Annotated in this window: 19 protein-coding genes and 1 riboswitch; of the genes, 10 read left to right on the top strand and 9 right to left on the bottom strand. The window is 50.5% G+C overall.

Annotation, left to right across the window (positions count from 1 at the left end; translation table 11 throughout):
- The first annotated feature begins 115 nt into the window (after positions 1 to 115).
- Together AC0IXI_RS17020 and AC0IXI_RS17015 are read left to right on the top strand one after the other, a co-directional pair.
- Complete coding sequence (locus AC0IXI_RS17020) at positions 116 to 379, top strand: hypothetical protein (RefSeq protein ID WP_134183689.1); 264 nt, start codon at positions 116 to 118, stop codon at positions 377 to 379.
- 17 nt (positions 380 to 396) lie between these two features.
- Positions 397 to 915: a helix-turn-helix transcriptional regulator gene (locus tag AC0IXI_RS17015; protein WP_064517201.1), complete on the top strand. Its 519-nt coding sequence runs from the start codon at positions 397 to 399 to the stop codon at positions 913 to 915.
- Between the two features lie 44 nt (positions 916 to 959).
- On the opposite strand, the gene AC0IXI_RS17010 is transcribed toward AC0IXI_RS17015, so the two are convergent.
- Positions 960 to 1,670, bottom strand: coding sequence for an ABC transporter ATP-binding protein (locus AC0IXI_RS17010; protein ID WP_064517204.1), 711 nt, complete (start codon positions 1,668 to 1,670; stop codon positions 960 to 962).
- An 814-nt stretch (positions 1,671 to 2,484) separates the two neighbouring features.
- Here AC0IXI_RS17010 and uvrB point away from each other — a divergent pair.
- Positions 2,485 to 4,500 carry an excinuclease ABC subunit UvrB gene (uvrB, locus tag AC0IXI_RS17005; protein WP_471682815.1) on the top strand — a complete coding sequence of 672 codons (2,016 nt, stop codon included), beginning with the start codon at positions 2,485 to 2,487 and terminating at the stop codon, positions 4,498 to 4,500.
- A gap of 30 nt (positions 4,501 to 4,530) precedes the next feature.
- Here uvrB and yvcK read toward each other — a convergent pair whose 3' ends face one another.
- Positions 4,531 to 5,439 carry a uridine diphosphate-N-acetylglucosamine-binding protein YvcK gene (yvcK, locus tag AC0IXI_RS17000; RefSeq protein WP_064517210.1) on the bottom strand — a complete coding sequence of 303 codons (909 nt, stop codon included), beginning with the start codon at positions 5,437 to 5,439 and terminating at the stop codon, positions 4,531 to 4,533.
- 201 nt (positions 5,440 to 5,640) lie between these two features.
- Positions 5,641 to 5,772, top strand: a riboswitch (molybdenum cofactor riboswitch).
- On the opposite strand from yvcK, the gene moaA reads away from it, so the two are divergent.
- The 6 genes from moaA (at position 5,760) to AC0IXI_RS16970 (ending at position 9,287) form a co-directional block, all read left to right on the top strand.
- On the top strand, positions 5,760 to 6,749 hold the full coding sequence (moaA, locus tag AC0IXI_RS16995; RefSeq protein ID WP_410371201.1) for a GTP 3',8-cyclase MoaA: 990 nt from the start codon (positions 5,760 to 5,762) through the stop codon (positions 6,747 to 6,749). It overlaps the preceding riboswitch by 13 nt.
- Before the next feature lie 46 nt (positions 6,750 to 6,795).
- Positions 6,796 to 7,308 (top strand): molybdenum cofactor biosynthesis protein B, encoded by a 513-nt coding sequence (gene moaB / locus AC0IXI_RS16990; protein WP_471682814.1) that lies wholly within the window; start codon positions 6,796 to 6,798, stop codon positions 7,306 to 7,308.
- 3 nt (positions 7,309 to 7,311) lie between these two features.
- Positions 7,312 to 7,797: a cyclic pyranopterin monophosphate synthase MoaC gene (moaC, locus tag AC0IXI_RS16985; protein ID WP_064517219.1), complete on the top strand. Its 486-nt coding sequence runs from the start codon at positions 7,312 to 7,314 to the stop codon at positions 7,795 to 7,797.
- Positions 7,790 to 8,035: a molybdopterin synthase sulfur carrier subunit gene (moaD, locus tag AC0IXI_RS16980; protein WP_064517222.1), complete on the top strand. Its 246-nt coding sequence runs from the start codon at positions 7,790 to 7,792 to the stop codon at positions 8,033 to 8,035. Before moaC ends, moaD begins: the two co-directional genes overlap by 8 nt.
- 1 nt (position 8,036) lies before the next feature.
- Positions 8,037 to 8,489, top strand: a complete 453-nt coding sequence (gene moaE / locus AC0IXI_RS16975) for a molybdopterin synthase catalytic subunit MoaE (RefSeq protein ID WP_134183681.1) — start codon at positions 8,037 to 8,039, stop codon at positions 8,487 to 8,489.
- 87 nt (positions 8,490 to 8,576) lie between these two features.
- Complete coding sequence (locus AC0IXI_RS16970) at positions 8,577 to 9,287, top strand: Bax inhibitor-1/YccA family protein (protein WP_034456535.1); 711 nt, start codon at positions 8,577 to 8,579, stop codon at positions 9,285 to 9,287.
- Positions 9,288 to 9,338: 51 nt separating this feature from the next.
- On the opposite strand, the gene AC0IXI_RS16965 is transcribed toward AC0IXI_RS16970, so the two are convergent.
- Genes AC0IXI_RS16965 through AC0IXI_RS16955 form a run of 3 tightly spaced genes read right to left on the bottom strand, consistent with a single transcriptional unit; the run spans position 9,339 to position 12,306 of the window.
- The gene (locus tag AC0IXI_RS16965) at positions 9,339 to 10,307 is read right to left on the bottom strand and encodes a lysylphosphatidylglycerol synthase domain-containing protein (protein WP_064517228.1); all 969 of its coding nucleotides are present in this window, start codon (positions 10,305 to 10,307) and stop codon (positions 9,339 to 9,341) included.
- Positions 10,307 to 11,551: a cardiolipin synthase ClsB gene (clsB, locus tag AC0IXI_RS16960; protein ID WP_134183677.1), complete on the bottom strand. Its 1,245-nt coding sequence runs from the start codon at positions 11,549 to 11,551 to the stop codon at positions 10,307 to 10,309. Before clsB ends, AC0IXI_RS16965 begins: the two co-directional genes overlap by 1 nt.
- A complete protein-coding gene (locus tag AC0IXI_RS16955; protein ID WP_064517234.1) occupies positions 11,548 to 12,306 on the bottom strand; it encodes an endonuclease/exonuclease/phosphatase family protein in 759 nt (252 codons plus the stop codon). Before AC0IXI_RS16955 ends, clsB begins: the two co-directional genes overlap by 4 nt.
- A 132-nt stretch (positions 12,307 to 12,438) precedes the next feature.
- Here AC0IXI_RS16955 and AC0IXI_RS16950 point away from each other — a divergent pair, with 132 nt between their 5' ends.
- On the top strand, positions 12,439 to 12,849 hold the full coding sequence (locus AC0IXI_RS16950; protein ID WP_064517237.1) for a YbhQ family protein: 411 nt from the start codon (positions 12,439 to 12,441) through the stop codon (positions 12,847 to 12,849).
- Here AC0IXI_RS16950 and AC0IXI_RS16945 read toward each other — a convergent pair.
- The 4 genes from AC0IXI_RS16945 to hlyD form a co-directional block, all read right to left on the bottom strand.
- A complete protein-coding gene (locus AC0IXI_RS16945; RefSeq protein WP_064517240.1) occupies positions 12,811 to 13,917 on the bottom strand; it encodes an ABC transporter permease in 1,107 nt (368 codons plus the stop codon). The two genes, AC0IXI_RS16950 and AC0IXI_RS16945, sit on opposite strands and share 39 nt — an antisense overlap.
- 146 nt (positions 13,918 to 14,063) lie before the next feature.
- Positions 14,064 to 15,203: an ABC transporter permease gene (locus tag AC0IXI_RS16940; protein WP_064517243.1), complete on the bottom strand. Its 1,140-nt coding sequence runs from the start codon at positions 15,201 to 15,203 to the stop codon at positions 14,064 to 14,066.
- The gene (locus AC0IXI_RS16935) at positions 15,190 to 16,938 is read right to left on the bottom strand and encodes an ATP-binding cassette domain-containing protein (RefSeq protein ID WP_134183673.1); all 1,749 of its coding nucleotides are present in this window, start codon (positions 16,936 to 16,938) and stop codon (positions 15,190 to 15,192) included. The genes AC0IXI_RS16940 and AC0IXI_RS16935 overlap by 14 nt, the downstream gene beginning before the upstream one ends.
- On the bottom strand, positions 16,931 to 17,917 hold the full coding sequence (hlyD, locus tag AC0IXI_RS16930; protein ID WP_413498117.1) for a secretion protein HlyD: 987 nt from the start codon (positions 17,915 to 17,917) through the stop codon (positions 16,931 to 16,933). The genes AC0IXI_RS16935 and hlyD overlap by 8 nt, the downstream gene beginning before the upstream one ends.
- Between the last annotated feature and the right edge of the window lies 1 nt (position 17,918).

Here is a 17,918-nt window from a genome sequence, read left to right as displayed (position 1 = left end):
AGATACCGCTAATTTTCAAATCTTCTCCTTGAAGAAAAATACCTCGCAGGTAAATTGTTTCTCAATTTAAAGTTGTCATATGACAACTTATTTGCGAGTATGGACAGGAGGTTTTATGAAGCGGCGTATACACCCCAATAAGGACATTGAAGCAGCATTAAGTTATGCCGAATGTCAGGGCTGGCAAGTGCGGCCCGGTGGGGCACATTGTTGGGGGAAAATGTATTGTCCGTGGAACGACAAAGCCTGCCGCTGCAGTGAGTTTTGCATTAGCTGCATCTGGAGCACACCGCGCAGTGCTTATAACCATGCAAGGCAGATACGTCGTGTCGTCGATAACTGTAGCCAGCAAGGCTCGCCACCTGCCATCAGACATTAATTTTCAAGGAGCAGAATATGTCAGAATTTAGCTTCACGTTGATTTTCACCCTGCCAGAAAATGGCCAGAATCCGGAACAATGGATTGAAGCTTTGGGTGCGCAAGGTTGCGATGACGCGCTGGTTGGTGTGGGTGTCACAGGGCGAATTGCACTGAATTTCATCCGCGAAGCATCGGATGCAAAACTAGCCGTTGTTTCAGCGATTCAGGATGTAAAACGCATTATTCCAGGTACTGCGTTGGTCGAAGTGATGCCAGATCTGGTTGGGTTAACAGATATTGCTGAGTTGCTGGGGTTTTCACGGCAGTATATTCGCAAAGTGATGGTAAGCCGCGAGGCTTTTCCGCAACCAGTACATGACGGTAAAACCGCTATCTGGCATTTGGAACCGGTGCTGCGTTGGATGCGTGAAACAGGAGTTTCAAAAGTACCTTTGCCACTGGTGGAGTTATCTGCTGTAACCCGGCAATGCAACTTACAACGGGAGCTCGCCAGTCTTGATAGAAATATGCAGAAGCAACTTGGTAAGTTGTGACGGCAGAACCTGAGAGGCTGTTCATGCCGTCGTTCGGCGCACCATCATGGATCTATCCAACTGGATACCAGCTTATCATCCAGAAGCGCGACATTTCCCTGAGCAACATTACGGCCCCGGTGTAGTAAGCAGAAACGGTCCGCCACACGGCGAATGAACGATAAGCGTTGCTCTACCAGCAATATTGTCAGGCCAAAATCACGGCTCAGACGGCGGATAATATTGCCCAGCTCATTGATAAAACGTTGGCCGCTGCCAAAAGTGGGTTCATCAAGAATCAGCAGTTTTGGTTCTGTCACCAGCGCTCTTGCCAATGCCAGTTGCTGCTGAAGATCGCTTGATAGCTCCCCACCGCGCATGTGCCTTAAGCTGTACAGTTCAGGGAACAGTTCATAGATCATGCCTGGAATGCTACGGGAACGCACGCGAGCAGCCAATAGCGCAATTTGCAGGTTTTCCTCAACGCTTAGTTGGGAGAATATTCGGCGGTCATGCGCGACATAACTCATTCCCAGTGCGACTCGGCCTTCTATAGGTTGGGTGAGAAGATCCTGTGGTGGATGGCCTGCTTCAAGCCAGGTCATACTGCCACTTTGTACTGGCAAGTAACCCGTAATACAGTTTACAAGCGTTGTTTTCCCCATCCCTGGTGCGCCAAGAACACAGGTGCACTCTCCAGGTGCCAGCTCAAGATCCAGATTCCACAGGATATGGCTTTCACCGTAAAACTGATTAACAGCACGCAGGCTCAACATCGACATTCTCCTTCTGGCAGGGTTAACGACCCAGGCTGCTTCTGCAACACGAAGCAAGAGTTACAAACTTTGCAATTACCTTGCCATTAACTCGTTTGCTGACCAGAACAATGCAACTTTGAGAAAAGCCTCATGAAAATGGTTGAATAAGCCTTCGGCTTCTACGACTCGGAAATCAGAATGCACTTTGTCGGTGCCTGATTTTTGGTGTGTTTGGTGCAACACCAGACTACTGCTCCATAGAAATGCGCAATTCGTGAGCAGGATCATAAGAAATGGCAGGCATCAGGTAAGTCCAAAAAGAGTAAAAATAATGATGAAAAATATTTTTGGGCCCCGGCACAGAGAATTTATGGTTTTTTGCGGTGTGCGCTGCAAAAGGGCTGAGAGCACTTATCCACTATTCCTGTGGATAACCATGTGCATTAGAGTTAGAAAACTTGTGGTAAGCGAGAGCCGGCGCGGGTTGCGCATGAATTGGCGCGAAACCAGACTTTCTTAAATAACTGCTTTAAATCAATCAGTTGAATAAAATCAATCGTTGCAATAAAAGTGCCACAGATGTTCCTTAAGCTTTTATGACACTGCTTGACAAATGTTAAAAGGTAAAAAAATCTGGGGATAACCATTTTGGTCAGCTGAAATATCTGTGAGTAGAGTATTTTACCGGCAAACCAGACGGTAAAGCGGGGAAGTATCTTAAACGCGCTAGTGAGGAACTGGTTTTTCATCCAGTATTATTTTCTGGCAAAATTTTCTGTGCCGAGTAAAATTATCCTCCGGCCCGCTCGTTTCTTCATCAGGTAGCCTCTTCATGAGTAAAGCGTTCAAATTAAATTCAGCATTTAAACCTTCTGGCGATCAGCCAGAGGCCATTCGTCGCCTTAAAGAAGGTCTGGAAGACGGGCTTGCCCATCAGACTTTATTGGGTGTGACGGGCTCTGGTAAAACCTTTACCGTGGCAAATGTGATTGCTGATTTACAACGCCCCACTATGGTGTTGGCTCCTAACAAAACGCTGGCCGCGCAGCTGTATGGTGAGATGAAAGAGTTCTTTCCGGATAACGCGGTAGAGTTCTTCGTCTCTTATTACGACTACTACCAGCCAGAAGCCTACGTCCCAAGTTCCGATACATTTATCGAGAAAGACTCTTCGGTTAACGAACATATTGAGCAGATGCGGTTATCGGCAACCAAAGCATTGCTTGATAGGCGGGATGTGATTGTGGTGGCGTCTGTGTCGGCAATTTACGGCCTGGGCGACCCGGATTTATATCTGAAGATGATGCTTCACCTGACCAAAGGGATGATCATCGATCAGCGCTCTATAATACGTCGCCTGACTGAACTGCAATATACCCGCAACGACCAGGCATTCCAGCGTGGTACTTTCCGTGTGCGCGGTGAAGTGGTTGATATCTTCCCGGCCGAATCAGACGACCTGGCATTACGCGTGGAACTATTCGATGAAGAAGTAGAACGGTTGTCGCTGTTTGACCCCCTGACCGGGCAGGTTGACCAGGCCATCCAGCGTTTCACAGTCTATCCAAAATCGCACTACGTCACACCGCGTGAACGTATTCTGCAAGCCATGGAAGAGATCAAAGTTGAGCTTGCAGATCGTAGAAAAGTGCTGCTGGCGAATAACAAATTGCTTGAGGAGCAACGCCTCTCGCAACGTACCCAGTTTGATTTAGAGATGATGAACGAGCTGGGATACTGTTCTGGTGTCGAAAACTATTCGCGGTTCCTTTCGGGGCGCGGTCCTGGCGAGCCACCTCCTACGCTTTTCGATTACCTGCCAGCAGATGGTTTGCTAATTGTTGACGAGTCCCACGTGACAATTCCGCAAATCGGCGGAATGTACAAAGGTGACCGTTCGCGCAAAGAAACACTGGTGGAGTATGGCTTCCGTTTGCCATCAGCACTTGATAACCGCCCGCTGAGATTTGAAGAGTTTGAAGCTCTGGCACCGCAAACAATTTATGTTTCGGCAACACCAAGCCATTACGAGTTAGAAAAATCGGGCGGCGATGTTGTCGATCAGGTCGTCAGACCAACTGGCTTATTAGACCCGATTATCGAAGTTCGCCCGGTCGGTACTCAGGTTGACGATCTACTTTCTGAGATTCGCAAACGCGTTGAGGTTAACGAACGCGTGTTGGTCACCACGCTTACCAAGCGCATGGCCGAAGACTTAACCGAATATCTCGAAGAGCACGGCTCGCGGGTGCGTTACCTGCACTCAGATATCGATACCGTAGAGCGTATGGAAATCATCCGTGATTTGCGCCTTGGCGAGTTCGACGTGCTGGTGGGCATCAACTTGCTGCGTGAGGGGTTGGATATGCCTGAAGTGTCGCTGGTAGCGATTCTGGATGCCGATAAAGAGGGCTTCCTGCGTTCCGAGCGTTCGCTGATTCAGACCATTGGCCGTGCGGCACGTAATATCAACGGGAAAGCGATTCTGTACGGCGACAAAATCACAGCATCAATGGCTAAGGCTATCGGTGAAACTGAACGTCGCCGTGAAAAACAGCAGCGTTACAACGAAGAAAACGGTATTACGCCGCAAGGACTGAACAAGAAAGTCGTCGATGTCCTTCAGCTTGGTGAAGGCATGGCGAAAACCAAAGGCCGGATGAAGAGTAAAGCTCGCAGCGTGATTGAAGATGATGAAATCATCCTGACGCCAAAAGCCTTGCAGCAGAAAATTCACCAGTTGGAAGGGAAGATGCTGGAGCATGCGCAAAACCTGGAATTTGAAGAGGCCGCGCAGATCCGTGACCAGCTCCATCAGTTGCGGCAGTTGTTTATTGCAACGTCGTAGTAAAAACGCCTTCGTGAAGAAGGCGTTGTTTTATCCGAGCTGCTGAATAGCTTTTTCCAACGCCTGGCGTAGCAGATGCCGGTCGTGGCGATAACGAATATCAACCGCTTCCAGTGGCTCTTGAATGACTAGACGATCGGTAATTTCAGATACGTCGGTCTGCGGGCCAACCACCACCGCATCAACAATACGTTTCCCGATGCGCTGCTCCATGATGTCCAGTGTCTGCCCAAGCGACAGGCTGGCGGCCGCGGTGCTTAGTTCTTTACCCAGATTGCCGATAAACACTACTGGTGCAGGAGTCCTGCGCAATGCTTGATCCATATCTTCCAGCAAAAGTATCGGCATTAAGCTTGTGTAAAAACTACCGGGGCCAATCAGAATAAGATCTGCTTCGGAGATAGCCTGAACAGCTTCGCGGGTAGCATGCGCTTTTGGGTATAGCGATAACTCCTGGGGAGGTGAAGAAAGCTGGTCAATATTCACTTCACCATAAATAAAATGGCCATCTGCGTCTGTTGCCATCAAATCCACAGGGTGTTCAGACATCGGGATTAGAAATGCATCCACTTTTAGCAGGTTACGAATTAAATTAATGGCTTCTAAAGGCCTCACGCTTAGGTGATCCAATGCCTTTAACATCAAGTTTCCGAGGTTATGCCCGGAAAGTTCACCATTACCGCCAAAACGGTACTCAAACATAGCAGAAGCAACGCTTTGTTCAGTAATTAACTGATTTAAACAGTTGCGCATATCGCCCCAGGCAATGCCTCCCTCAGAGCGCCTGATACGACCTGTCGAGCCACCATTATCGGTTGTGGTAACAATGCCGGTTAAGCGTGAACCAAGAGAGGATAGGGAAGACATAACCCTGCCCAGACCGTGCCCACCGCCAAGGGCGACCACCCGGTCTAAATCCGCAAACGTACGATTGCGCATAACTATTCCTTATGACGAACTATCGAAATAAGGTAGCGCAAAAGAGTGCGGAATACGATTCAGCCTCGGAGGATAATGATGTATATCAAAGCAAAAGTTCACTTTTCGCGTAGTCTGTGGCGAAATTGAACGATTAGCTCGCTATATATAGATTTATATAACGAAAGCTGCTATGGCGAATAATTTCCCCACGCGCTACTATCGTTCTAAACACACTAAGCCTCTGGACCTAAGTCGAAAGATACGGTGCTTTGGCCGTGACCTTGAGTCACCAGGGTGCAGAAAGAAATGACTGCATCTCCCGTATTTGGAAGGTGTACATGGCTACCCAACTTACCGATGCATTCGCTCGTAAGTTTTTTTACCTGCGTCTATCTATTACCGACGTTTGCAATTTTCGTTGCAACTATTGCCTGCCAGATGGCTACAAGCCTCATGGTGTGGCGAACAAAAGTTTCCTCAACGTCGATGAAATTCGCCGTGTAACCCGCGCTTTTGCCGCCCTGGGTACTGAAAAAGTACGCCTGACAGGTGGTGAACCCTCTTTGCGTAAAGACTTCACTGACATTATCGCCGCTGTGCGTGAAAACCCCGGTATTCGCCAGATTGCGATGACCACAAATGGTTATCGCCTTGCGCGTGATATTCAGCAGTGGCGTGATGCCGGACTGACTGCGGTGAATGTTAGCGTTGATAGCCTCGATGCCCGCCAGTTTCACGCCATTACCGGGCAGGATAAATTCCGCCAGGTGATGGATGGCATTGATGCCGCTTTTGCAGCAGGTTTTGAACGTGTAAAAGTGAACACCGTGCTAATGCGCGATGTAAATCACCACGAACTCGATACCTTCCTTGCGTGGATCAAATCCCGTCCAATCCAGCTACGCTTTATCGAGCTGATGGAAACCGGGGACGGCGGCGATCTGTTTCGCAAACACCACATTTCGGGCAAAACCATTCGCGACCAGCTTCTGGCTCGCGGCTGGGTTCACCAGCTTCGCAGCCGCAGCGATGGCCCGGCGCAGGTCTTTTGCCATCCGGATTATCAGGGCGAAATTGGCCTGATCATGCCGTATGAAAAAGATTTCTGTGCCAGCTGCAACCGTCTGCGTGTGTCATCGGTCGGCAATTTGCATCTGTGTTTGTTTGGCGAACAGGGCATTTCCCTGCGCGACCTATTAGCGGATGACGGGCAAATCGACGAGCTTGAGGCGCGCATCGCTGAAGCTTTAACGCACAAGAAACAGACCCATTTCCTGCATGACGGTGATACCGGCATCACTCAAAACCTGTCTTATATCGGCGGCTAAAACCCGCTGTAGCCCAATAATTTTGGGTATAAAAAGGAAGATAACAATGAGCCAGATAAGTAGCGAATTTGTCCCGGTAAATATTGCCATTCTGACCGTCTCAAGCCGCCGTGGCGAAGAAGACGACACCTCCGGCCATTATCTGCGTGAAGCGGCAACTGACTCAGGCCACCACATTGTTGCCAAAGCGATTGTGAAAGAAAACCGTTACGCGATTCGCGCTCAGGTTTCCCAGTGGATTGCTGATGATGAAGTTCAGGTGGTGTTGATTAACGGTGGCACTGGTTTTACCGATGGTGACCAGGCTCCAGAAGCATTACTGCCGCTGTTTGACCGCGAAATCGAAGGTTTTGGTGAAGTGTTCCGCATGCTCTCTTTTGAAGAAATCGGCACCTCAACGCTGCAATCGCGCGCGCTGGCAGGCATCGCGAACCGTACGCTGATTTTTGCTATGCCAGGTTCAACCAAAGCATGTCATACCGCGTGGGAAAATATCATTCAGCCACAGCTGGATGCCCGCGTGCGCCCTTGTAATTTCCACCCACATCTCAAGAAATAAACTATGTCGCAACTGACTCATATTAATGCGCAAGGCGAAGCGCACATGGTTGATGTTTCCGCCAAAACTGAAACGGTGCGCGAAGCACGTGCAGAAGCGTTTATCACTATGGAAGCTGCAACGCTCTCCATGATTATTGAAGGTAGTCACCACAAAGGTGATGTATTTGCCACGGCGCGTATTGCCGGGATTCAGGCTGCGAAGCGCACCTGGGATTTAATCCCCCTTTGCCACCCGCTGATGCTCAGCAAAGTCGAAGTGAATTTAGCCGCTGAACCAGAACATAACCGCGTGCGCATTGAATCTGTATGCCGTTTGACGGGTAAAACCGGCGTGGAAATGGAAGCGCTGACTGCCGCATCGGTCGCTGCGTTAACCATCTACGATATGTGCAAAGCCGTGCAAAAAGATATGGTGATTGGCCCGGTGCGTTTGCTGGCAAAAAGTGGCGGCAAGTCTGGCGACTTTAAGGTTGAGAGCAATGATTAAGGTCCTGTTTTTTGCCCAGGTGCGTGAATTGGTCGATTGTGACCAACTGCAGCTAGACGCCACTTTTGGCGATGTTGAACAACTGCGTGAGAGCCTTGCAGCCAAAAGCGAACGCTGGGCGCTGGCTCTGGAGTCGGGGAAATTGCTCGCCGCCGTGAACCAGACGCTGGTGAGTTTCGACCATCCACTTACCGACGGTGATGAAGTCGCTTTCTTCCCGCCGGTTACTGGAGGCTGAAATGGAAAACACCCGAATCCGCGTAAGCCATGAAAACTTCAACGTTGGCGACGAGTACCAATGGCTTGCTCAGTGCGATGAAGATGGTGCGGTAGTGACCTTCACCGGTAAAGTGCGCAATCATAATCTTGGCGATAGCGTGAGTGCGTTAACTCTCGAACACTATCCGGGTATGACGGAAAAAGCGCTGGCTGAAATTATCGAAGAAGCGCGCCTTCGCTGGCCGCTGCAACGCGTAAGCGTGATTCACCGCATCGGGGAATTATGGCCTGGCGACGAAATTGTTTTTGTCGGTGTGACCGGAGCTCATCGCAGCTCAGCGTTTGAATCTGCACAATTCATTATGGATTATCTGAAGACGCGAGCGCCGTTCTGGAAGCGTGAAGCCACAGTTGACGGCGATCGTTGGGTCGAAGCGCGTGAGACTGACAAGCAAGCGGCAAAACGCTGGTAACAGGCACCTTCGCGCAGTTGTGTTAATCTTAAGGCACAGGCTTTAAAGCCTGAAATTCGGTCAACGTAATTCACTTAAGGAAGCATCATGGATCGATTCCCACGCTCCAATGACACCATCGTGCAGCAGGCCCGTACCGGCTTGCAGGCATATATGGCACAAGTTTATGGCTGGATGACCTGCGGCCTGTTACTGACGGCATTTGTCGCCTGGTATGCGGCGAATACCCCAGCAGTAATGGAATTCGTTTTTTCCAGTAAAATCACTTTCTTCGGGCTTATCATCGTGCAGTTGGGTTTAGTGTTTGTGCTCTCGGGCATGGTGCATAAGCTCAGCGCAGGTATGGCAACCAGCTTGTTTATGCTCTATTCGGCATTAACGGGCCTGACGCTTTCCAGCATTTTTATCGTCTATACCTACTCGTCCATCGCCAGTACCTTCGTCGTCGCAGGCGGGATGTTTGGGGCCATGAGCCTGTACGGTTACACCACCAAGCGTGATCTCAGCGGTTTTGGCAATATGCTGTTTATGGCGCTAATCGGTATTGTGTTGGCTTCACTGGTGAACATGTGGCTGAAAAGCACGGCGCTGATGTGGGCTGTAACCTATATCGGCGTGATTGTCTTTGTTGGTCTGACGGCTTATGACACCCAGAAGCTGAAAAATATCGGTGAGCAAATTGATACCCGTGATACGCAAACTATGCGCAAATATTCAATTCTTGGCGCATTGACCCTGTATCTCGACTTCATCAACTTGTTCTTGATGTTGTTGCGTATTTTCGGCAACCGCCGTTAATTTCGATGATTATGTAGGGTGGATGCGCGTAAGCGACATCCACCCTAATTCTTACGAACTCTCCTGAATATTCTTCTCGTTCTTCACTCGCATCTTCTTCGCCCGACTCTCAAGCCCTAAATAGCAAACAATCGCCAGCAGCAGTGGTGCGATAAAATAGAGCATTCGATAGGCGAGCAGGGCGGCAATAATAGTGCCGTTGCTAACATGCTCCCCTGCCAGTAGCGCGATAAACACCGCCTCTAGCACGCCGATCCCGGCAGGAATATGCACAATTACCCCGGCAATACTGCTGACCAAAAGCACGCCTAACACGAAGAAGTAATTCACATCCTGACCAAGCAATAGCCAGATAATCGCGCCCATAACCATCCAGTTGGCACCTGAAATTGCCAGTTGCAACAGAGCAAACTTAAATGATGGCAGCACCAGGCGCTGGCCTTTTATCGTCATATGGCGATGTTTAGCAAAGGCGCAGAACCACAAATACACCGCGATGATCGCCAGTAGAACGGCACCTAAAATCCGTAATGTCGTCTCATCGATGTACCAGTGCTCCGGTAGTTGCACCACGCCGACGGTAAAAATCATGCCGGCCAGCAGAATATAACCGAGCCAGTTAGTCGAAATACTTAACGAAAAAATGCGCGTAATAGTGGCACTGGGCAGACCAAGCCGTGAATAGAGCCGGTAGCGCATGCCAATGCCGCCAACCCAGGTGCTCAACGTTAAGTTAAAGGCATAACAGATAAAAGATACCAACATCACCTGGCGCTTTGCCAGTTTATGCCCGCAATACGACCGCGCCAGTAAATCGTAACAGCCGTAAATCAGGTAGCTCAAAATGACCAGACCGACTGCGCTAAACAGTGCCAGGCGGTTGTAGTTGCGGATAACCTTCCAGACTTCTTCCCAGTCAACCTTCGTTGCATACACCGTCAGTAGCACGATAACGGCGATGAAAAATAGCCAGGTGAGTATCTTCTTCGCTTTGCGCCATTTGGGATGCGAGTGCGACATCAGTATTTCACCCCCGGATTATCTGTCTCAACCCGATCCTGCGTTTCCATATGTGGTTGCGCTGGTGGCATCACTTGCGCAAGTTTTGGCGTATGTGCGGGTAACCAACCGACCATCGCCGGGAAGTGGCGCAAGAAGTGGAATGCCAGCACGCTCTTACCCAAATTCCACCAGGTGCGTTTTGGCAGCATCGACTCAACAACCGGGTGGCAATCTTCGGCAATCAACCCGGTTAGATTGGCACGCAGCGTGTCATTGAATGTGCGGTCGTGAATAATCAAATTCGCTTCAAGATTTAGCGACAAACTCAGCGGGTCAAGGTTGCTGGAGCCGACCGTTGCCCAATGGTCATCCATGATGGCGACTTTGCCGTGCAGGGGGCGGCGGTGATATTCAAAGATTTTCACACCGGAACGCACTAAGTAGTTGTACAACAGGCGTGCGCCGACTTTGACAATCGGCATGTCAGGCTCGCCCTGCACAATCAATTTCACCGAAACGCCACGACGAGATGCAGTTCGCATTGCGTGAAGCAGCCTGTAGCCTGGGAAGAAATAGGCGTTGGCAATAATCACTTCACGCTTCGCTTTACTGAGCATTTTCAGGTAATAACGCTCGATATCATCGCGATGCTGGTTGTTATCACGCCAGACAAACAACGCTTGTGCTTCACCGGGCGTCAGGTTTTCTTGTGCCGGATTACGGCGGCGTCGCCACCAGTGGCGTTTATTGTCGTGGCCGGGCAGGTTAGAAATCACGTACTGGTGAATATCATCCACCACCGGTCCTTCAACTTTGACCGAGTAATCTTGCTTCGCCTCCGGGCCGTAATCACTCATCTGTTCCGCGGAATAATTAATACCGCCGACAAATGCAATGATGCCATCCACGACCACGATTTTGCGGTGCATACGACGGAACAAATTAGTACGCATGCCAAACACCAACGGGCGCGGATCGTAATAGCGGAACATCACTCCGGCGGTAGTCAGTTGGCTGACAAAATCATCGCTTAAATCTGGCGAACCATAGCCATCAAGCAAGACTTCGACACTCACGCCACGACGGGCAGCAGTAAGCAAAACTTCATGTAATTGCTTTCCAACATCATCTTCAAACCAGATGAATGTCTCGAGGATCACTTTGCTGCGTGCATTTTCGATGGCTTTAAATACCGCCGGGAAAAACTGGTCACCGTTTTCGAGTAATGTAATTCGGTTCCCGTCACGCCAGTTATTTTTCATATATGAATCTCCACGGCTAATGGCGCATGGTCGGAGAGATGCCGCCACTGTCGCAATGGCAGCGCCGTTGGTTCACTCGCGGACGCATTTTTCACATAAATTCTATCGAGGCGAAGTAGCGGAAAGCGGGCAGGGAAGGTGCGTGCCGGGCGGCCAGATGCGCGGGTAAATACCTCATCCAATCCGGTTTGCTTTAATTGCCGGTTAGCGCGTTGCTGCCAGTCGTTAAAATCGCCAGCCACTATTACTGGCTCGCCTTCTGGCAGTTCATTCACCAGTTGGCAGAGCATATTGAGTTGCGCCTGGCGGTGAGCGTCATGCAAACCGAGATGCACACAAATAACATGCGCACGAATATTGGCACCCGGTAGGTTTATCTGGCAGTGCAGCATGCCGCGCTTTTCGTGGCCTTCTACAGAAATATCGCGATTTTCATACTGGCTGATAGGGAAGCGAGATAATACGGCATTGCCGTGATGGCCTTCGGGATAGACCGCGTTGCGACCATAGGCAAAATCGCTCCACATTGTATCGGCGAGATATTCGTAGTGGCTGGTATCCGGCCAGTTATCAACATGCAGTGAGTGTGCTTCGTGAGCCCCCATCACCTCCTGCAAACAGACAATGTCAGCAGAAACTGCACGTACTGCATCACGCAACTCCGGCAAAATGAAACGTCGGTTGAGTGCGGTGAAGCCTTTGTGTGTATTAATTGTGAGCACTTTAAAGGATAGGTGCTGAGACTTATTACTCATGCTTCTCCCGGCATTGTTAACATCCTGATGAAAATAAAGTGTAGTCTCTGTCACAAATAGGTGCCGGGTTACGGAATTTTCCGCATACTGCGGTACTCTGAATGACAGGAAATAGCGGCCAGGAGAGAAATAATGAAATGGCAACAACGTGTACAAGTGACAACAGGCCTAAGCTGCTGGCAGATAATGCTGCATCTTTCTGTGCTTTGTTTACTGCTCGTTGGCTGGAAAACTGCCTCCCTCATACCGGTCGGGATTGGCTTATGTTTGCTGTATGCAGCAACAGTAATTTTAATGTTCGCCCTCCAGCGTGTACGCTCTGGGCGGTTACGTGACATTGGTGATTTTCTTGAAGAGCTGACTACCACCTGGTATTTCGGCAATGCGATGATCGTGCTGTGGCTATTATCACGCGTGGTCGAAAACAAATTTCTGCTGGCAGGCGCAGGCCTGGCAATGATTGCCGGGCCGATTATTTATTCACTGCTGGTTAAAGATAAGGCATCAGGCGATTTTGCGCCGAAACATCCAGTACGCCGCTGAACCCGTTGTGGCCGCTATAACCAATAGTGGCCACACACTTCCCCACACAATGTCAAAACTCGCGTTCTTCAAATAAATCTGCTTAGTGATATCGGTGAAATGCCGTATCGGATTTACCCATGTCAGATTCTGCAACCACACTGGCATATTCTCGACAGGCGACACATAGCCTGACAACAAAATCGCCGGCATCATAAAGACAAATACCCCGATAAATGCCTGCTGTTGTGTTGAGCACAGGGACGAGATAAGCAAACCAAACCCCACCAACGACAAGCCATAAATCAGCATCGTGAAGTAAAACAGCAGCAGCGAGCCGGAAAACGGAATGTGATAACCCCATATCCCAACCCCTAGCACGATGGTTGCCTGGCCAATCGCCACAATTTGCGCAGGCACCGCTTTGCCGACAAATATTTGCCAGGTCGCCAGTGGAGAAACCAGCAGTTGGTCAAGCGTGCCTTGTTCACGTTCGCGAGCCACGGAAAGCGAGGTAACAATCATCACGCCGATGGTAGTGATCATCGCAATCAGCGACGGCACCACGAACCATTTGTAATCCAGATTAGGGTTGTACCAATTGCGAACCACCAATTCGCTGTTATTCGGTTTTGGCTGCCCGGAGACCAGTTCCTGTTGGTAATTCTTGACGATCTGTTGCAGGTAATTTGCCGCAATCTGCGCGCTATTGGAGTTACGCCCATCGAGAATAATTTGTAGTTTTGCCGGTTGCTGGCTGGCGATATCGCGTGAAAACTCTGCCGGGAAACGAATCAGCAGCAGCGCTTTTTGGTTGTCGATTGTCGGCTGGATCTCCTGCGGGCTTTTAAGCAGCAATACATGGCTAAATGCTTTAGCACGGGCAAAGCGTTGGGTGAGTTCAACCGAATGGCTGCCGTTATCTTCGTTATAAATCGCGATAGTAGCGTTAGTGACTTCAAGTGTTGCGGCAAACGGGAACAGTACGACCTGCAATACCACAGGCAAAATCAAGATCGCCCGCGTTTGCGGTTCGCGTAGCAGGGATTGCAGTTCTTTGCGAATCAGTGTCCAGAGTCGATATAGCATCACTTTCCCCATTAACAGGCTATTTTATTTGCCATTTTGGGTTTGATCAGTGCTCGGAATCCTCACGTACTTCATGTACGCTCCGGTTCCTCCGCGCTGTCCGCGCCCAAACTGGCTGCAACAATTACGCCTTTAGTCAGTTGTACCTAATCAAGGCGGCGCTTGGTTTTAAGTGCCGTCAGGCCGATAAACATCACCGCCGAGGCAATTAAAAACAACACGTTGATGACTAACACGGTCGTAATATTTCCCGCCAGAAAGAGGCTTTGCAGCGTACTGACGAAATAGCGCGCCGGAATGATATAAGTCACCGCGCGGATAATCGCCGGCATACTGTCAATCTGGAAGATAAAGCCAGACAGCATAATCGACGGTAGAAACGCGGCGTTTAATGCGACCTGCGCTGCATTAAACTGGTTGCGAGTAATCGTGGAAATCAGCAGCCCCATGCCAAGCGTGCTCAGTAAAAATAGGCTGGTGATAAAGAACAGAATCAGCAGCGAACCGCGAAAAGGCACGCCAAGAATAAACACCGATACCAACATACACAGCAGCATCGCCAGCATACCCAGCACGTAATAAGGCAGCAGTTTGCACAGCAGCAACTCGGTGCGCGTCACTTGGGTTGAGAGTAGCGCTTCCATAGTGCCGCGCTCCCATTCGCGCGCTACCACCAGCGAGGTCAGGATCGCACCGATCACCGTCATGATGATTGTAATGGCTCCAGGAATAATAAAATGCTGACTGATAGCCGCTGGGTTAAACCAATAACGTAGTTGCACGTCAATTAACGGCTCAAACTTTTCACCGCGATCTTCCGCCCGCTGTTGCTGCCAAATTTGCCAAATCCCCTCCATGTATCCCTGCACGAAGTTGGCAGTATTGGGCTCGCTTCCGTCGGTAATCACTTGCACAGGTGCCGTAGCCCCAGCTCGTGCCATGTTCTGCGCAAAATCAGTAGGGATAACCACCAGACCGCGAATTTTCCCTGCCTGCATCAGTTGAATAAGATGCTGGCGGTTGTCGCTAATGGTTGGGTCGATATAGGGTGAGGCCGTAATGGTATGGGCGAAATCCAGCGCTTCTTCGCTTTGCTGCTCCAACAGCACACCAACCCGCAGACGGCTGGAGTCGAGGTTGATGCCATAGCCAAAAATAAACAGCAACAACAGTGGGATAACCACTGCAATCAGCCAACTGCTTGGGTCACGCACGATTTGGCGTGTTTCTTTCACGCACAGAGCGCGTACGCGCCGCCAGGAAACGGCTTGATTATGCTCGCTCATTTTCGTGCTCCTTATCCCATTGATGGATAAGCGTAATAAATGCCTGCTCCATAGTTGGGTCAGTTTGCTCGTCGTCGGCGGCTTGTTCTTTCAGGTCATCCGGTGTGCCGCTGGCTATTAACTTACCGCGATACACCAGCCCGATGCGGTCACAGTATTCGGCTTCATCCATAAAGTGCGTGGTCACCATAACGGTCACGCCTTTTTCCACCATGCTATTGATATGCAGCCAGAACTCACGGCGGGTGATTGGGTCAACGCCCGATGTTGGTTCATCAAGGAACAAAATATCTGGCTCGTGCATCAGCGAACAGGCCAACGCCAGACGCTGCTTAAAGCCGAGGGGTAGCGCATCTGTTGAGCTGTTCATGATGGGTTTTAGACTGAAAGCTTCACTCATTCGGTTAATTTTCTCCTCCTGAGCTTTGCCGCGAAGGCCATACACGCCGGAGAAAAATCGCAGGTTTTGTTCCACGGTAAGGTTGCCGTATAACGAAAATTTCTGTGCCATATAGCCAAGATGCTGGCGAGCTTTTCCTGAGCTGGTTTTTAAGTCCATATCCAGCACCAGAGCCTTGCCTGAAGTTGGCACCAGCAGGCCACACATCATTTTAAAAGTGGTGGATTTTCCAGCACCATTTGGCCCTAACAGGCCAAAAATTTCCCCGCGCTGGACGGTGAAATCAACGTTATCCGTGGCAGCAAAATCACCGAATTTTTTGGTGAGTGATTCGGCTTTGATAACGGTTTCCCCAGACTTTCCTTCCACAGTATGCAGAATTTTCCCTAGCGGAGATTCCTGGGTTGCCGCGCCGCCTAGCAGGTCGATAAACGCATCTTCAAAGCGTGGCTCGGTTTGTGAAATATTTTCTGGCGGCACATTCAGCGCCTGGGTGAGTTGTTCAACGGAGGCGTCTTTGGCGAGTATCAGACGCACCGAACGGCCCTGAATCACGCCATCGCTGACCTGCGGCAATTTAAGCGCACGTTGCAGCAACTTGCGGTTATTCTCATCACTATGAGTTATCAGCAGCGAGCGTCCAGCCATTTGCTGCGTCAGTTCTTTAGGGGCACCGTGATACAACAGCTCGCCTTCGTTCATCAGTAGCACATCGCGGCACTGTTCGGCTTCGTCGAGGTATGAAGTACTCCAAAGAATCAGCATGCCGTCGCCTGCCAGTTCATGCACCATTTGCCACAATTCACGGCGTGAAATCGGGTCGACGCCAACGCCGGGTTCATCAAGCAGTAGTACTTTTGGCTGGCCGACTAGTGTGCAGGCGAGGCCGAGTTTCTGCTTCATCCCGCCGGAGAGCTTCCCTGCAAGCCGCGTGGTAAAAGGGCCAAGGGCGGTAAATTCCAGCAGCCGCTTAAAGGTTTTTTCGCGTTCCTCCCCGGTTACACCACGTAAGTCGGCGTACAGCGTCAGGTTTTCCATCACGGTTAAATCTTCGTACAGGCCAAACTTTTGCGGCATGTATCCCAGAACCGCATGTAACGCGCGGTCATCTTCTATGGGATCGAGGCCGATTACGCTGGCATTCCCTTCGCTTGGTTTTAACAGCCCCGCCAGCATGCGCATCAGCGTGGTTTTCCCCGCGCCATCTGGGCCGACGAGGCCTGTCACTGAACCAGTATGAATCTCGCACTCAAGGCGTGCCACAGCCGGTTTTTCCTGGCCGGGGAACTGCTTCATTATCCCTTGCAGGCGAATGATACCGTCCTGGCTACTCATGTGCTTTCTCGTCATTGAATTTCACGGTGACCGGCATTCCCTGGCGCAGGGCGTCGTCGGCATCGGTGACAATAATTCGCAGGCGATAAACCAGGTCGGTGCGTAAATCAGGTGTTTCAACAGTTTTCGGAGTAAATTCAGCTGTTGGGGAGACAAAGCCAATCTTGCCGTGATAGGGCTTATCCGGGCGACCATCGGTGTAAACCAGCAGTTCTGTGCCTGGTTTTGCCTGATTCAGACTCACCTCGTTGACGTAAGCCCGCACCCAAACCGGGCGGGTGAGGGAGAGGGTTAACACGGTGCTTCCGGCGTTCAACATGGTGCCTGGTTCAACCGCGCGGGTCAGCAGCGTGCCGTCAGATGGCGCGATGAGTGTGGTGTCTTGTAAATCCAGTTGCGCCTGAGCAAGCTGCGCTTTCGCCTGTTGCAAGCTGGCTTGTGCCTGGGCAATTTCCTGCGGGCGGTTACCGGTGCGATACTGGCTTAACTTATCGCGTGCGGCTTTCAGCGTTGCTTTTGCCTGGTCGCTCGATGAACGGGCATTTTCCAGTTCGTTGGCAGAAATAACCCGGCGCGCCCACAAACCCTGTTGGCGCTGATAAAAGTTTTGCGCGTAATCAAAAGCGGCCTGCGCCTGGTTTACCTGCGCTGCGGCCTGAGCTATTTCTTCGTCACGGTAACCGGCGATGATCAAATCAAACTTTGCCTGGGACGCTGCGACATTCGCCTGCGCTTGCAGCAATGAGTTTTGATACGGCCCTTGATCCAACTCGCCCAGCGTTTCCCCGGCTTTGATTGCATCACCTTCGTCAACCTGTAACGCCGCAAGACGCCCGCCAACGCGGAAGCTCAAATTAACGGTGCGAATATCCACGTTTCCATACAGTGTCAGGCCTTGGTCTTGCTGGCTTTTGTACCAGTACCAACCGCCAAGTCCCGCCGCGATAAGCGCCACCAGCGCCACAATAATTATTGGCATT

The organism is Buttiauxella sp. AC038 (assembly GCF_979253565.1).
The sequence above is the reverse complement of the archived record's forward strand: the minus strand, read 5'-3'. Positions and strand labels throughout refer to the sequence as shown.

Coding starts and splice junctions, on each gene's coding strand:
- moaC (WP_064517219.1), top strand. CDS start 7,312: ATGTCGCAACTGACTCATATTAATGCGCAAGGCGAAGCGCACATGGTT.
- uvrB (WP_471682815.1), top strand. CDS start 2,485: ATGAGTAAAGCGTTCAAATTAAATTCAGCATTTAAACCTTCTGGCGAT.
- AC0IXI_RS17020 (WP_134183689.1), top strand. CDS start 116: ATGAAGCGGCGTATACACCCCAATAAGGACATTGAAGCAGCATTAAGT.
- AC0IXI_RS17010 (WP_064517204.1), bottom strand. CDS start 1,670: ATGTTGAGCCTGCGTGCTGTTAATCAGTTTTACGGTGAAAGCCATATC.
- AC0IXI_RS17015 (WP_064517201.1), top strand. CDS start 397: ATGTCAGAATTTAGCTTCACGTTGATTTTCACCCTGCCAGAAAATGGC.
- AC0IXI_RS16970 (WP_034456535.1), top strand. CDS start 8,577: ATGGATCGATTCCCACGCTCCAATGACACCATCGTGCAGCAGGCCCGT.
- AC0IXI_RS16940 (WP_064517243.1), bottom strand. CDS start 15,203: ATGAGCGAGCATAATCAAGCCGTTTCCTGGCGGCGCGTACGCGCTCTG.
- AC0IXI_RS16965 (WP_064517228.1), bottom strand. CDS start 10,307: ATGTCGCACTCGCATCCCAAATGGCGCAAAGCGAAGAAGATACTCACC.
- moaA (WP_410371201.1), top strand. CDS start 5,760: ATGGCTACCCAACTTACCGATGCATTCGCTCGTAAGTTTTTTTACCTG.
- moaB (WP_471682814.1), top strand. CDS start 6,796: ATGAGCCAGATAAGTAGCGAATTTGTCCCGGTAAATATTGCCATTCTG.
- hlyD (WP_413498117.1), bottom strand. CDS start 17,917: ATGCCAATAATTATTGTGGCGCTGGTGGCGCTTATCGCGGCGGGACTT.
- AC0IXI_RS16950 (WP_064517237.1), top strand. CDS start 12,439: ATGAAATGGCAACAACGTGTACAAGTGACAACAGGCCTAAGCTGCTGG.
- AC0IXI_RS16955 (WP_064517234.1), bottom strand. CDS start 12,306: ATGAGTAATAAGTCTCAGCACCTATCCTTTAAAGTGCTCACAATTAAT.
- AC0IXI_RS16935 (WP_134183673.1), bottom strand. CDS start 16,938: ATGAGTAGCCAGGACGGTATCATTCGCCTGCAAGGGATAATGAAGCAG.
- yvcK (WP_064517210.1), bottom strand. CDS start 5,439: ATGCGCAATCGTACGTTTGCGGATTTAGACCGGGTGGTCGCCCTTGGC.
- clsB (WP_134183677.1), bottom strand. CDS start 11,551: ATGAAAAATAACTGGCGTGACGGGAACCGAATTACATTACTCGAAAAC.
- AC0IXI_RS16945 (WP_064517240.1), bottom strand. CDS start 13,917: ATGCTATATCGACTCTGGACACTGATTCGCAAAGAACTGCAATCCCTG.
- moaE (WP_134183681.1), top strand. CDS start 8,037: ATGGAAAACACCCGAATCCGCGTAAGCCATGAAAACTTCAACGTTGGC.
- moaD (WP_064517222.1), top strand. CDS start 7,790: ATGATTAAGGTCCTGTTTTTTGCCCAGGTGCGTGAATTGGTCGATTGT.